Consider the following 15,609-nt stretch of genomic DNA (forward strand, 5'->3'; position numbering starts at 1 on the left):
AGGTACTTCCATTTTACATTGAAAACGGTGGTCTTTTTTATGATTTTGATCTATTTACTACACTAGGCACCTCAGCATCAATTCACCGCCATCCTCCCCAGCGGACCATTCTCATCCATAATATCCTGCAAGTCATAAACCGAGATCGGGAACATCGGGAATCCATAAGCATACGGCGTGATTTCATAGAGCTGAAAATAGACGACCAGTGCTTTGTCGGCCATGTAAAAGTCCTGGTCCGGCTTAATAGCAGTAAAATCTACAAGCAGGGGGATGTCACGCTCTTTTATCTGCACCTTAATCAGCTCTGATATTCGTTTAACATAGTCACTTCCCGATTTAAATAGGTCCTTCAGCGCCACCTGCTTCCCCTTCTGCAAATCAAACGTCAGAGACTTTATAACCGTCATCCCATGTGCAGCATGATAATGATACACATAGTTGTTCAAAGACAAACTCAGTACATCTCGCTGATTATTTTTTATCTCATAATATCCATACAAATCCACTACGGCAGTATCCATATTGCCTGTTTGCTCGTTAATGAGCTGCTGGTTTTCTCTAACAATCGTGCTGTTGATAAAATGCTGCAGGTGCTTATTCTGCATCCCGGTCACCCGGGGATAATAAACCACTTTGGTTGGCCCGCTGCTAATCGTCATTGTTTTAATGCCTGCTGGAAAATTAATCGCCACGGCAATCATCCTTTATCGGTTTTTATCACATCCTATTCATGGAGTGGGCGTATAGGTGCATAACAGGAAATGGAAGTTTTAATGGTATATACTGAAAACGAATATATCACTAGACAGGAGCACCATACATGGACAACCAGCAAACCAGCCTAAAACCTTTCATTTCACTCATCCTATCAACAAAAATTCCAAAGACCTCGCTCATCATTGGGTTAGCAGCCAGTATCTTAACCACTTTGACAGGCCTTGTCGTTCCGTTGCTGACCAAAAATCTCGTTGACGGTTTTTCTGTGAAATCCTTAAGTGCTCCGCTCATCATCGGAATTGGCGCCGCTTTTATCATCCAGGCAATCATCAGCGGAATCTCCATCTATCTGCTCAGCTATGTCGGCCAGAAAGTCGTGGCACGGCTGCGTAACCGGATGTGGATGAAGCTCATCCGGCTACCGGTCCGTTTTTTCGATAAGCAATCGAGCGGTCAGACCGTAAGCCGCGTTGTGAATGATACAAGCATTGTCAGGGAGCTGATCACCAGCCATTTTCCGCAATTTATCACTGGGATCATCAGCATCATAGGTGCCATCAGCATCTTGCTTGTGATGGATTGGAAGATGACATTGCTCATGCTCATTTCTGTTCCCATCACATTGGCGATTATGATTCCTCTTGGCCGAAAAATGGCAAAGATTTCACGCGGGCTTCAGGATGAGACAGCAACATTTACCGGCCATATCACGCAAACGCTCAGTGAAATTCGCTTAATGAAGTCTTCTACTGCTGAGCAAAACGAAGAAGAAAAGGGCTTGAATGGCATTGATATGCTACTTGGTTTTGGCTTAAGAGAAGCCCGCATCTTTGCCATGATCGGCCCGACGATGTATCTGATCATGATGACGGTCATCGTCATGATTATTGCTTATGGCGGCATGCGTGTTGCCAGTGGAACCATGTCAACCGGATCACTCGTTGCCTTTTTGCTTTATTTGTTCCAGATTATTATGCCGATCACTTCATTCGCGATGTTCTTTACTCAGCTGCAAAAAGCCAAAGGCGCAACCGAGCGGATTATCGAGATTTTAAAACAGCCGCTGGAGGAAGGACAAGATGGCATCGATATAGATATCAGCAACCATCCGATTGCCATTGATCAGGTATCTTTTTCCTATAGCGAAGAAGAGCCGGTTCTTCAGAACGTTTCACTCGAAGCACAGCCAGGCCAGATGATTGCCTTGGCAGGTCCGAGCGGAAGCGGAAAAACCACCTTATTTGGGCTGTTGGAGAGATTTTATGAGCCCACTGCAGGCGAAATCAGGATTGGCGGCACACCCATCCAGCATATCTCGCTAAAATCCTGGCGCAGCCAAATCGGCTATGTCTCACAGGAAAGTGCAATGATGGCAGGAACCATTCGTGAAAATTTATGCTATGGGTTGGAAAAGCCGGAAAGCATCTCAGATGAGCATTTGTGGGAAGTCGCTAAAATGGCTTATGCCGACCAATTTATAGAAGATTTTCCGAAAGGACTTGATACCCAAGTTGGCGAACGGGGCGTGAAGCTTTCTGGAGGGCAAAGGCAGCGGATCGCCATTGCGCGGGCGTTCCTGCGCGACCCTAAGATTCTGATGATGGACGAAGCGACCGCAAGCCTGGACAGCCAATCTGAAGGCATCGTCCAGCGGGCACTGACCCGCTTAATGAAAGGCCGGACAACCTTTGTCATCGCTCACCGTCTTTCAACAATCGTCGATGCAGATAAGATAGTCTTTATTGAAAAGGGCCGAGTGACAGGCATTGGCACTCATTATGAATTAACACAAACACATGAGTTATATCGCGAGTTTGCTGAGCAGCAGCTGGCATAGAAGACACCAAAAACCTTGGATTAAGTATTAATCCAAGGTTTTTAACGATCACTATGGGGTACCGGGGAGATACGTGTAAAAATAGGACACAGACTAGAAATATTTACCAAACGAGTTAAAAGTCTAATGATCGTGTTTCTGGAATTTAGTCGATGAATTTTTCGGCATTATATTTATTGGGATCTCGCCAACATTTTGACGTTTCACCCTCGCTAAGACAGTTTTTACCATAAAAATCCCGGAAATTCTTATTCTATGGGAATTTACGGGATTGTTTTTATTCAAAGTCTATTTTATAGTTCGCCATTATCTGTATTCCTTATCAAAAATAATTTCAAAATGTTTTAGGATGTTAGTCAACGAATGCAGTAAAATATTTTTTCCTAATTGAGAATTATAGGGCTATTTCGCTCATGATATATTGTGGTGGTATCCCTCCACTCCTGTGCATGTCTTCTAACTATTTCGCTAAATATTTTAAATGATGGGGCTAACCATTTATTCTTATGATAAGCAAGATAAGTAGACAATAATTCATCAGTTTTAACTTCTTGAGCCATAATCTTTTTTTGTTCGATTTCATTTTTCACTGTAATATAGGGTAGTAAGGAAACACCAATTCCACAAACTATACATTGTTTAATGGCCTCTATACTCCAAAACTCAATATTTTTTTGGTTTTGAATATTGTACTCCTTAAGAATATCTTGAAACATTAGGCGATAACCACAACCTTTTTCGGTAAATAAATGCACTTGGTTTTCAAGTGAAGCGATGGTGTTTTGATAACCATTATTAGGCGATATAAACATCATCTGTTCATCTACCAACTCCTCAAAATATATGTCGTCATCCACTTTTTCTGTATCCAAAACGAATGCTAAGTCCACATTTCCAGTCGTTAAATCCTCCTTTAATTTTGTTGGATCCAAGTGTTTTAATTCAATATTGACGTTTGGACACTTTTCTTTAAATTCTTTAATCACTGGAGGAAGCCTATAAATTAATAATGCTTCTGGTGCGGAAATGACTATATCCCCTCTAATTTCTCCGTTAGAGGATGTAATCTCCTTAACGTCCTTATAAATACTAAGCATTTTTAATGCATGGGGTACTAAAAGCTTTCCTGTTTCAGTTAGTAATACCTTTTTCCCAATTCGATCAAATATGGGTTGGCCCAGTTCATTCTCAATAGCCCTAATGTGGGAAGTTATAGTCGATTGGGCATATCCAAGGTAGTCTGCAGCTTTTGTAAATCCTCCTAGATCAATAATTGCTTTAAAGGTCCTCAAGTGACGGATTTCCATATCGTTAGCTCTCCCATCTAAATTTTCGATTGTTATGTTTCAATTTATCAATTTTATAGATGCAGAGCAACCCAATATAATGTAGATATGGGCAAATAATGAAAACACGACACCTACTTTTTATTTGCTACTACTTATCTGGGAGGATTAACCATATGGCTTCTTACATTTTTGGGAAAATCGAAATTAATGATGACTTATTAAAAAAGGATTTAGAAGTACATGATACATTTCCGAAAATTCCTGAAGAATATGATGAATTTAGTGCTGGGTTTTGGATGAATTGTACACTATGGAGTGCTTCTGAAGATGAAACAGACACCCAATACCGTGATTATGATCATGAGATTAAGCAAACAGGTTATGGAAAAAAGCTATATTACATAAGTAATCTTCTCCAAGAAAATTTCAACATGGAAAATTTAAAAATGGTTCGAACCCGAAACCTAATAGATGCTTTGATTATGCCGCATAGGGACTTTGTTGATTTAGATAAAAACATCAACCAGTATTTTCGTGTGTTTATTCCTTTAGAAGATAATGAAATGGCGTATCATTCGGATGAAAATAATGTGTTTCGTATGCGTAAAGGAGAAGTTTGGTTCCTTGATGCAGGTATCGTTCATGCGGCAGCAAACTTCTCTAATAATAATCGTTTATTTCTTTGTCTAGACTTTGCATTTGATAGTAATTATCATGCTAGTGATATCTTCAAAGATAAAAATCTATATAATACGGATATAGAACCCTTTATAGTAGAAAGAGAAGATATTGATCAAGAATATGAGGAACGAATAATATCTTCACTAACAAACGTGATATCCCGTTACAATTTTAAAGAGATTGTGTTTCTACTCTCAAAAATTCATTTCTATAAAAATATTCCAATTGATGTTTGCTATAAATGGCTTGCCGAGATAGCTAAACGAGCAAATGATGAAGTCATGGTAGACAAGGCAAATAAAGTTCACCAATATCTAATTGAAAAGCGTGAATTAGGGGAGCGTTTTTCTTTTTCCGATTGGTCTAGCTTGAAGGTTACTGTAGGTAACTAATGAGAATTGTTTGCAATTAATATGGGATGAGCCTTTCGTTAAAGAGAGGCTCTCTTTTTTTAGAGGTGAAAAAATGGAACCAGAATTGAGAGCGTCGAACATGGTCAAAAAAAATTCTTTGAATAAAGAATTAATAATTCCTTGGATTTTTGTATTAATGTGGAGTAGTGGCGCCATTTTTGTAGAATTAGGCTTATCATATGCGGATCCCTTTATTTTTTTATCATACCGATTCTTTTTCGCCATGGTTATTTTATGGATTTTCTGTTTGAAATTAAAACCTTCCTTTCCGACAAATACTTATCAATGGAGACTCATAGTTTTTACTGGGCTTTTCCAACAGGTAGGTTATCAAGCATTTTTCTTTTTAGCCTTAGACTATAATATTTCCCCTGGGCTATTAGCCATTATTTTAGGTGCTCAGCCTGTAACTACAACCATTTTAACTAAAGCTGGAGCTAGTAGGATACAATGGGTTGGGTTGTCTTTAGGTATGATCGGTCTTATCTTAGTTGTTCTGAACAGTATTTTAGTAGGGACTATTTCACTTTTTGGAATTATATGCTGTATTCTCTCCCTCGGCAGTATTACGTACGGAACGATCCTACAGAAAAAGATTAAAATCAGCCTTCCTATAAATATGGCTATACAATACACGTGTAGCTTTATAGTTTTTATTATTGTTGCACCCTTTTTTGGATCCTTAGCGGTAGATTGGAGTATTACCTTTTGGGTTTCTCTCCTTTGGATGGTATTGATTATAACAGTAGGTGCCACTATGTTACTTTATTACATGATAAGTAAGGGGAATCTTACAAATGTAACCAGCTTATTTTATTGCGTTCCCCCTTTGACTGCTATATTAGACTACTTAATCTTTGGTAATATCTTGCAGTTATCAACATTTGCAGGATTATTATTGATAGTGATTGGGTTAATATTGATAAATAAAAAAGGAAGCATGACATAGTCCTGGGATTTTAACAATGTAATTACTTTAAGTTAATTGCATATACAATTTTATAATTAAAATAGTACAACTCGACCTTTAGGTTTATTTAATTTATAGGTTGAGTTGTCTTTTTATTTAGAATTGACGTAGAATTATGACATAGAACATGTCTTCTGTGTCATTTTTGAGTTATAATAGATGTCAAAAGAGGCTAAAAAGTGGGGGCTAATGGTGAAAAAAAGTGACATAGAATTCGTAGGGTTTCAAAACTATCTTCTTGAAAAAGGAAATCGTGAAAAAACGATTGAGGATTATGTAAGACACATGAAAAATTTTCAGAAATGGTTACATTCAGAAGGAAGCAATCTGGATCAATTAACCCGATATGATGTCCAACAATATATCAAGCATTTGCAGGACAGAGGAAACAAAGCATCCACTCTGAATCCCAAATATAGTGCAATTGTAGCTTATGTTCGGCACTTGGGACAATCCCACTTAGTTGATAATATTCAACGTCCTGAAGTTCGCCATTCCAGACATATTTCTCCTAAATCGTTACCAAGAACGGATCGTAATCGCTTATTTCGTGAGGTAGAGCGATCAGGTAATCTTCGCTCGATTGCTATTGTCTATTTTTCGCTATATACCGGCTTACGAGTTTCTGAGTTAACATCGTTAAATCAAGACGATGTTCATATGGGAGAACGATCGGGTAATGTAATTATCCGAGATGGAAAAGGTGGTATTGCTAGAACAGTACCTCTACCCTCTGAAGCTCGGTACCACCTACGCCATTATTTAGAAACGCGCGAAGACAACGACCCATCGTTGTTTCTCTCTAACTTCAAAAAGAGGATGTCTAAGCGTTCGGTTCAACGGATTTTTGAAAAGCTAGGTATTCACGCTCATATGTTACGACATACCTACGGGAGAGAACTAGTTTCTTCTGGTATCGATATTGCTACAGTGGCAGAATTAATGGGACACAGTGATGTAAATGTCACTCGAAGATATGCAGCCCCATCTATGAAAGACCTAGAGCAAACAGTAGAAAAGGTATTTGGTTAAACAAAAATCCTATGATGAAAAGGATGAAAGTGATAAATGGCATCGATTGAGCGAACAGCTTATCCTAGACTGAAGAAAAAATATTCAAATGATGAGCTTCGTAGCGTATACACACCTGGAACCAAAGAATTAAGTTTTATTTATACTCAGGCTCGTGGTTCAGTAAATGTATTAAACATGACTCTTTTGTTAAAAACTTTTCAGCGATTAGGGTACTTTCCGAAACTAGCAGATATCCCCGAACCATTGGTTTCATATATTCGAGATTACTTGAATATAAAGGAAGATATTGTTCCTCGATATGATCACAAACGTACTTTATATCGTCATCACCAAGCGATTAGAGAATTTTTGCAGGTTTCTCCATACAGCGAGACTAACCGCAAACAAATCATGAAAATTATGTATGATATATCCGTAGTAAAAGATAATCCAGCTGATATCATTAATGCTACCATCGATGAGATGATTCGTTCCCGGATGGAATTACCTGCATTTAGTACTTTGGATAGGTTAACAAGAAGAATTAGGATGGTAGTCAATCGAAGTTATTTTCAACAAGTATTAAATCGGTTGTCAGAGATTAAACAAGAAAAATTCGAACAAATTCTTTTAAAAAATGAAGACAGCGATTTCAGCGACTTTAATCGATTTAAGAAGCTTCCTAAAAACCCGACTCTAGGAAATTTAAAAGATTTAATCGGTCACCTGGTTTGGTTACAGTCTTTTGGTGATATGAAGGCCTATGTACAAGGCGTTCCAGTTGCAAAAATTAAGCATTTTGCGGCCGAAGCGAAGTCGTTAAAAGCCAAGGAACTTAGGGATTATACAAAAGCGAAAAGGATCACTCTGGTTGTATCTTTATTGTTTCATGCTCAAATGAAAACTCGTGATTATATAACAGAAATGTTTATGAAACGGATGGGGAATTTACATAACGCAGCGAAAGCAGATTTAAAAGCCATAAAAGAACAACATCAAGAGAAGATGGAACATCTTGTGATGGTTTTTAAAAATGTATTACATGTACTGGATCAGGAAGATAGTGAAGTACAGGCAAGTCAACTGATAAAAAGTACCCTAAAGGAAAGTGGAAGTATTCAACAGTTACTAGAGGATTGCGAGGCAGTCTCCGCATACCACGGTAATAATCATTTGCAATTTATCCTCCCCCATTTCCGAAGCTATAGAGCTTCTATGTTCCGTTTGGCTGATTTACTTCAATTCTCATCAACAAGCCAGGATACGGCTTTGATGGATGCTTTATCGATAATTCAAGAAAATCGAAATCGGAGAAGTGATTGGCTCCCAGATGATTTGAACTTATCTTTTGCGAATGTAGATTGGAAATCGTTAGTTCGTGTAAAAAAACGTGTCGGTAGCTGGGAAATATCTAGAAGACATTTAGAAGCTTGTGTTTTTTCACAAATAGCAACAGAACTAAAATCAGGGGATATTTGTGTTCCAGGTTCCGAATCGTATGATGATTTTCGGGAACAGTTACTCAGTTGGGAAGAATGCGAACCTTTAGTCTCTGATTACTGTAAAGAACTTGATCTACCCAATAACGCAGAGGATTTTGTAGCAAACTTAAAAGAAAAATTGGTAGCCTATTCTCATCAAATTGATAAAGAGTTTCCTAGAAATGACAATCTCTCAATTGATGAAAGTGGGAAATTGACTTTGAAACGCTATAAAGGGAAAGAGATAGGGGTTTCTGCGAAAGAATTAGAACGATTAATAAAGGAACGACTACCAGAGAGAAATGTAATTGATATTCTTTGTAATGTAGAACACTGGATTCACTGGACACGTCATTTTGGGCCTTTATCTGGCTCAGATCCAAAACTGGATAATCCTCGTGAGAGGTACATTTTAAATACGTTTGCTTATGGATGTAATTTAGGGCCAGCGCAAGCTGCACGTCACATAAGAGGAACGGTTACAGCAGATATGCTTTCCTATGTAAACCAAAGGCACATTACAGTAGAAAAATTAAATCAAGCATCGCGCGATCTAATCAATCATTATCATAAAGATTTTGATTTGCCAAAGCTTTGGGGAACGGGCAAAAAGGCGGCTGCAGACGGAACCATGTATGATATTTATGAAGAAAATCTATTAGCTGAATATCATATTCGGTATGGTGGCTATGGGGCTATCGCTTTTCATCTGATCGCCGATAACTATATTGCTCTTTTTAGTCACTTTATTCCTTGCGGTGTTTGGGAAGCTGTATATATCATTGAGGGACTTCTTCAAAATAAATCCGATATTCAACCAGATACCATTCATGCAGATACACAAGGTCAATCCTATCCAGTATTTGCTCTTGCACATCTTTTAGGTATCAAGCTCATGCCAAGAATCCGAAATATTAAAGATCGAAACTTTTTTCGTCCTACAGCTGAAACTACTTATCGACACATTGATTCGTTGTTTAAAGGAACGATCGATTGGGATCTTATTGAAACTCATTGGGCCGATCTTATCCAAGTGGTTCTATCAATAAAGAATGGCAAGATTTCCTCTTCTATGATTTTAAGAAAATTAGGGAATGAAAGTAGGAAAAACAAATTATATCAAGCTTCAAGAGAACTGGGTAAAGCAATTTGTACACTCTTCTTACTCCGTTATATTTCAGATATTGAACTAAGACAACAAATTACAAACGAGACGAACAAAGTCGAGGCATACCACTCCTTTTCTGGATGGCTATGTTTTGGAGGCGATGGGGTTATCTCAGACAACGATCCAGAAAAACAAGAAAAAGTCATCAAGTATAATGAGCTTGTCTCAAATGCTGTCATTTTCCAAAACGTTGTTGATATAACAGTAATTCTAAGAGCATTGAAGAGAGAAGGTTATGGATTTGATTCTAAAGATGTTCGATTTATGAGTCCTTACTTGACTGGCCATATAAAACGATTTGGGGATTATATCATTGATTTAGGGCAGTCTCCACAACCTTTTGAAGGTGCATTGGATTTCATAGATTCATAATGATTTAGCCCAACGATCGTTGGGCTTCTAACTTTATTGGTAAATATTTCTAGTCTATGTCCTATTTTTACACATATCTCCCCGGAACCCCACTATGCAATGAGTCCATATTGCAATGGAAATAATCAATAGAGTATATCCCGATTTTTCGATAACAGGGAATCCGCCTTTATCAAAAAAGCCATTAGCCGCATCCCTGACTTCAAGATACCTAAAGTGCCCCTGGGATATGACTAGAATTCCTGTTAATGCCCTTACAGCAGAGGTGAATAGGGCCAACCTCACCGACTCAAAACCTTTTTGATCCCCAACCAAAAAAATCCAAAAATCATATGATACAACATCGAATTTTACTAATTTTTACATAAACATTTCCATATATATGAAAAAGTAACTGTTCTTTCCGACCACTTTTCCCCGCACTTGTGATAAAATCCGACAAATTATCCATATAAATCAGCACACGAATTCCTTATAATGGAATTAAGATCTACTTAGTTACACCAACCCAAAAAGGAGGTTGCAAACTATGCCGCTAGATCATACGAAAAACATGCTTGAAACGTTAAAATATTATGGTGATTGCCAAATCACTCAAACTTTTTCTAAAGACCATATACGTGTTTTAGCTGTCCGTTACATGAAAGAGTCTCATTCATTTGAAATTACCTATACGGAAAATTTAATAAAAAAAACCTTTCCTACCATCGATTCCGCTGCCGCTGCAATTGAAAAAGCAGTCGGCAATCATTAACTCCTGCAGCCGCCTCTATAACAAAAAAAGACGCAGCCTGTACGTTGCATCCCGCACCAGTCCTGCGTCCACCCACTTTCAATCAAACGTTTGATTGAATTTTTCTTTTGCACATTTGTCTATTACCTGGCTTCATCAAGCTGAGAACCTTCTTCATCTCCTTGCTGTCTTTACCAGAATGTCTTTTAACGTTTGGCCTAAAACCATTTCAATGAAGCCTCCTCTCATTCATCTCGGCAGATTCCCTCAGAAACACCCGATCCGTCCACCGCCCTTCCCTGCTTCCCGCTGCAGGAATTGTCTAAAAAGAATGAACATACCTTTTTCTTTTCTGATCTTGTAATTGATAACGGCTTTCATTTTACCTATTTGTAAAATTAGATTCATTATTTTAAAAATTTATAGTATCTTTAGATTATCGAAATTCTAATGAAATTAGTGAGGCACTATCATGTGGAAAAATAAAAATGTTTGGATTCTATTAACTGGTGAATTTATAGCAGGGCTGGGCTTGTGGCTTGGCATCATTGGGAATCTGGAGTTTATGCAGGAGAAAGTCCCTTCTGATTTCTTAAAATCACTTATTCTCGCTTCCGGATTGCTGGCCGGAATTATAGTTGGCCCCCTGGCCGGCAAAATTACAGACCAGCTTAATAAAAAAACGGTGATGCTTGGAGCGGGGCTTGTCAGAGCCATTAGTGTTGTTTTCATGCTAATTGCCATTCAAACCGGTTCTGTTTGGTGGATGATCCTGTTTTTGGTTGTCATTCAATTGTCAGCAGCCTTTTATTTCCCTGCATTGCAGGCAGCCATCCCTCTCGTGGTTGAAGAAAAAGACTTGCTGCAGCTAAATGGTGTCCACATGAATGCTTCTACCCTTTCCAGGATACTGGGTACGGCCCTTGCCGGCGTACTGTTAGTCATTCTTCCATTATCCATGCTTTATATCGTATCGCTGGCAGCATACCTGATTCTATTTGGGATCACATGGTTAATGGACTTCGAGGAATCAAAGGAAAAACTAAGTGAAGCAAAGAAATCAGCCAAAAGCAGAGGAGGGTTCAAGGAAGTTTTTCCGATTATTAAAGAACTTCCCATTGTATTCATGACTCTGATCTTAACCCTGGTTCCATTGCTGTTTCTTGGCGGATTCAACTTGATGGTCATCAACATCAGCGAACTCCAGGACAGCTCATCCATTAAAGGATTGATCTATACTGCAGAAGGAATCGGCTTCATGCTTGGCGCATTTATCGTCAAACAAATCAGCCAAAAACGTTCCCCTTATGCTATTTTATTTTTCTTCTCATTTATCATTGGCGTCTCACAGCTGCTTCTGTACTTTGCAGATGTGCCGGTTCTATCCATTGCGGCCTTCTTTGTATTTGGATTTGCAGTCGGCTGCTTCTTCCCTACAGCCGCGACCATTTTCCAAACGAGAGTTTCTAAAGAATTCCATGGAAGATTCTTCTCCTTCCGCAACATGCTCGACCGAGTCATATTTCAAATTGTGCTCCTGCTGACAGGATTCCTGCTGGACGCAGTTGGCCTTCAGATTATGGTCGTAATCTTTGGAATTCTCTCCCTAGCCATGACGGCAGCTTTCTTTGCTAAATTTCGTCAGCTTCGGACCGAAATGCAGATAAATAAAGAGGTAAGCACGTAAAAAAACCGGCTCACTGTAATGTGGGCCGGTTTTTTGTATGATCTTCAGTTATTTTGGGTGTTCAGACATCTCTTTTTGTGCTGAATTTAACCCATACTGCCACGTTATGTGTGCATACACTATATATATGTGCGGATAAAATATCTATCTGCACATCCCCAATTCCCTCCTACTTCACCAGCTGCTTTACCAATTCCCGATTCCGCTTTTTAAAAACTTCATTATGAGAGGAAACCATTGCTGCTTCGGCAGCATCCGGCTCAATATACTGCTTGGCTTTATTAACAGCATTCGCAGCATCCTGGAAAGCTCCGGCAATTAAATGAAGCTTGCCCTCGTGTTTTAGAATATCTCCAGCGGCATAAAGCCCTTCAACAGAAGTCTCGCTGTTCGAATTGCCGGCAATATAGAAATCGTCCAGCATGTCAATGTTCAGATTGCTATTTTTCAAGAGTTCCGTATCCTGTTCATATCCATGGTTAATCACAACTTCATCGATCGCCAAGTAAGAAACCTCGCCCGTTTCATGGTTCGTCAATTCAACCTGATCAATTTCTTCATGATTTCCGCCTGCAATCAATTTTGTAATCGATGTATGGCAGATGCAGATAACCGAACTATTCATCAGCTGCGAAACCTGGGCTTCATGTCCGGTTAAAGCATCTCTCCTGCAGGTAATATATACCTGCTTCGCCACCGGCTCCAGTTCATTGGCCCAATCTACTGCCGAATTGCCTCCTCCTGAAACAATGACCGTTTTGTCCTTGAAATGTGCAAGAGACTTGACTGTATAGTTCAGATTGGAGACCTCAAACCGCTCTGCACCTTCAATCTTCAGCTTCTGCGGCTTTAAGATTCCGCTGCCAACTGCAACAATTACAGTTTGGGAAAAATGCTCTTCGCCGGAAGACCCCTTTAAAACAAATATTCCATCTTTATTCTTACTGATAGACTCCACTTTTTCATTCAGAACAACCGTCGGATTAAACGTTAGTCCTTGCTTAACCAGCTGTTCAATCAGCTTTGCTCCCGGAGTTGGCGTCAGTCCGCCAACATCCCAGATCATTTTTTCCGGATATACATGAATTTTTCCGCCCAGCTGCGGCTGGAATTCAATCAGCTTTGTTTTCATTTCCCGCAAACCACTGTAAAAAGTCGAGTAAAGCCCTGCAGGACCTCCTCCAATTACTGTTACATCATAGATCTCCATCTGTATCATTTCCGTTCACTCCTATAATCAATTACTATTGATTATCATTCTCACTTAAACTATACGTCCTTTCTTCATCTTTGACAATGAAATTTTTCTAAAGAGTTTTCCTTTAAATTCTATTGACAGAAAAAACAGATAGACTTATAGTAAGAAAGAACCGAAATTGATAATCATTATCACTAATTGACAACCACAAAAAAATAAATTTTCAACTAAACGGAGGTTACATAATGGTCCGCCTATATACAGAAGGCTTGAACATTGGATATAGCGAACGCCTAATTGTAAAGGATCTAAGCGTCCAAATTCCAGATAAAAAAATCACGACCATCATTGGTCCAAATGGCTGTGGTAAATCTACCCTTTTAAAAGCGATTACCCGGATCATTTCCCATCAATCGGGCACGGTGATTTTGGATGGAGAAAACATCTCAAAGGAAAATACAAAGATCCTTGCCAAGAAAATGGCAATTCTGCCGCAAACACCCGAAAGTGCAAGCGGTTTAACGGTTGGCGAGCTGGTCTCTTACGGACGTTTCCCTTATCAGAAAGGCTTCGGAAGATTGACGAAAAAGGATTATGATGTCATCGACTGGGCACTCGATGTGACAGGCACAAAGGATTTTAAATTCCGGCCTGTTGATGCTTTGTCGGGCGGACAGCGCCAAAGAGTGTGGATCGCCATGGCCCTTGCACAGGAAACGGAGATCATTTTCCTTGATGAGCCGACCACCTATTTGGATATGGCCCATCAGCTTGAAGTTCTTGAGCTTCTTCAAAAGCTGAATGAGGAGCAGCAGCGCACCATCGTGATGGTCCTGCATGATTTAAACCAGGCAGCCCGGTTCGCTGACCATATAGTTGCATTAAAGGATGGCGAAATCGTCAAATCGGGAAGCTATGAAGAAGTCATCACACAAGATGTACTAAGAAAAGTATTTAATATTGATGCCGTCATCGGACGCGACCCCCGCACAAATAAACCTATGTGCATTACTTACAATTTACTAAAAGGAGAAAACCATCATGAAGAAACTTTTGATCCCGTTTACCATCTTGCTGCTTCTGCTAATTAGCGCCTGCGGCAATACCGAAGAAAAAGATACAAGCTCATCTGAACCAAAAGAAGACAAAAAAACGGGCACAGTTACTTACGAATCCGAAACTGGACCGGTCGAAGTCCCTGCTGATCCTAAGCGAGTTGTCCTCCTCTCCGGTTTTACAGGAAACGTCATGCAGTTAGGTGTAAATATCGTCGGAGTAGATACATGGTCTAAAAATAACCCTCGGTTTGAAGAAGAATTAAAAAATGCTGAAGAAGTATCCGAAGATAGCCTGGAAAAAATTATTGAATTGGAGCCAGACTTGATTATTGCCTTATCAACCGTTAAAAATTACGATAAACTTAAAGAAATTGCCCCAACAGTAACTTACACATGGGGAAAATTAGATTATCTGTCGCAGCATGTGGAAATTGGCAAGCTTCTGAATAAAGAAGACGAAGCAACAAAATGGGTAGAAGACTTCGAACAGCGTGCCGAAGCAGCTGGTGAAGAAATCCGTGCAAAGATTGGAGAAGATGCAACCGTATCTGTATTCGAAATCTTTGATAAGCAGCTTTATGTATTTGGCGATAACTGGGCACGCGGAACTGAAATCCTGTATCAGGCAATGGACTTGAAAATGCCGGAAAAAGTTAAGGAAATGGCGTTGAAAGATGGCTACTATGCCATTTCGACAGAAGTGCTTCCAGAATATGCAGGAGATTATATCGTCCTTAGCAAATACTCCGATGCAGATCATTCGTTCCAGGAAACGGAAACATACAAAAATATTCCTGCTGTAAAAAATAACCGTGTCTTTGAAATGGAAGGCAACGGTGCATCCTTCAGTGACCCAATCACACTTGATGCACAGCTGGAATTCTTTAAAGAGTCATTTTTAGGAAACTAATACTGAAGGAGGGATTCTTATTTTTGGGAATTCCTCTTTCCTATTTAGTAAAGCGGAAGGCGCCTGGCCCACGGAGGA

At 39.4% G+C, this 15,609-nt stretch carries 12 protein-coding genes; 9 read left to right on the top strand and 3 right to left on the bottom strand.

Annotated features, from left to right (window positions below; genetic code table 11):
* Window positions 1-77: 77 nt before the first annotated feature.
* Window positions 78-695, bottom strand: coding sequence for a DUF3298 and DUF4163 domain-containing protein (locus NCCP133_RS15960; protein WP_264806061.1), 618 nt, complete (start codon window positions 693-695; stop codon window positions 78-80).
* Window positions 696-823: 128 nt separating this feature from the next.
* Here NCCP133_RS15960 and NCCP133_RS15965 point away from each other — a divergent pair, with 128 nt between their 5' ends.
* A complete protein-coding gene (locus NCCP133_RS15965) occupies window positions 824-2,557 on the top strand; it encodes an ABC transporter ATP-binding protein (RefSeq protein WP_264806062.1) in 1,734 nt (577 codons plus the stop codon).
* A 383-nt stretch (window positions 2,558-2,940) separates the two neighbouring features.
* Here NCCP133_RS15965 and NCCP133_RS15970 read toward each other — a convergent pair whose 3' ends face one another.
* The gene (locus NCCP133_RS15970; protein WP_264806063.1) at window positions 2,941-3,864 is read right to left on the bottom strand and encodes a LysR family transcriptional regulator; all 924 of its coding nucleotides are present in this window, start codon (window positions 3,862-3,864) and stop codon (window positions 2,941-2,943) included.
* Window positions 3,865-4,019: 155 nt separating this feature from the next.
* Between NCCP133_RS15970 and NCCP133_RS15975 the strand changes: the two genes are divergently transcribed.
* From NCCP133_RS15975 to NCCP133_RS16000, 6 genes are all read left to right on the top strand, one after another.
* Window positions 4,020-4,919 carry an aspartyl/asparaginyl beta-hydroxylase domain-containing protein gene (locus NCCP133_RS15975; protein WP_264806064.1) on the top strand — a complete coding sequence of 300 codons (900 nt, stop codon included), beginning with the start codon at window positions 4,020-4,022 and terminating at the stop codon, window positions 4,917-4,919.
* Between the two features lie 73 nt (window positions 4,920-4,992).
* Window positions 4,993-5,889 carry a DMT family transporter gene (locus NCCP133_RS15980; protein ID WP_264806065.1) on the top strand — a complete coding sequence of 299 codons (897 nt, stop codon included), beginning with the start codon at window positions 4,993-4,995 and terminating at the stop codon, window positions 5,887-5,889.
* A gap of 180 nt (window positions 5,890-6,069) precedes the next feature.
* On the top strand, window positions 6,070-6,942 hold the full coding sequence (locus NCCP133_RS15985) for a tyrosine-type recombinase/integrase (protein ID WP_264806066.1): 873 nt from the start codon (window positions 6,070-6,072) through the stop codon (window positions 6,940-6,942).
* A 36-nt stretch (window positions 6,943-6,978) separates the two neighbouring features.
* Window positions 6,979-9,945: a Tn3 family transposase gene (locus NCCP133_RS15990; RefSeq protein ID WP_264806067.1), complete on the top strand. Its 2,967-nt coding sequence runs from the start codon at window positions 6,979-6,981 to the stop codon at window positions 9,943-9,945.
* Between the two features lie 529 nt (window positions 9,946-10,474).
* On the top strand, window positions 10,475-10,699 hold the full coding sequence (locus tag NCCP133_RS15995; RefSeq protein WP_264806069.1) for a hypothetical protein: 225 nt from the start codon (window positions 10,475-10,477) through the stop codon (window positions 10,697-10,699).
* A 451-nt stretch (window positions 10,700-11,150) separates the two neighbouring features.
* Complete coding sequence (locus NCCP133_RS16000) at window positions 11,151-12,365, top strand: MFS transporter (protein WP_264806070.1); 1,215 nt, start codon at window positions 11,151-11,153, stop codon at window positions 12,363-12,365.
* A gap of 169 nt (window positions 12,366-12,534) precedes the next feature.
* On the opposite strand, the gene NCCP133_RS16005 is transcribed toward NCCP133_RS16000, so the two are convergent.
* On the bottom strand, window positions 12,535-13,584 hold the full coding sequence (locus NCCP133_RS16005) for an NAD(P)/FAD-dependent oxidoreductase (RefSeq protein ID WP_264806071.1): 1,050 nt from the start codon (window positions 13,582-13,584) through the stop codon (window positions 12,535-12,537).
* A gap of 224 nt (window positions 13,585-13,808) precedes the next feature.
* On the opposite strand from NCCP133_RS16005, the gene NCCP133_RS16010 reads away from it, so the two are divergent.
* On the top strand, window positions 13,809-14,654 hold the full coding sequence (locus NCCP133_RS16010) for an ABC transporter ATP-binding protein (protein ID WP_264806072.1): 846 nt from the start codon (window positions 13,809-13,811) through the stop codon (window positions 14,652-14,654).
* Window positions 14,605-15,531 (top strand): iron-hydroxamate ABC transporter substrate-binding protein, encoded by a 927-nt coding sequence (locus NCCP133_RS16015; protein ID WP_264806073.1) that lies wholly within the window; start codon window positions 14,605-14,607, stop codon window positions 15,529-15,531. The genes NCCP133_RS16010 and NCCP133_RS16015 overlap by 50 nt, the downstream gene beginning before the upstream one ends.
* Window positions 15,532-15,609: the final 78 nt, after the last annotated feature.

It is taken from the genome of Cytobacillus sp. NCCP-133 (genome assembly GCF_026011715.1).
GTDB lineage: Bacteria > Bacillota > Bacilli > Bacillales > Cytobacillaceae > Cytobacillus.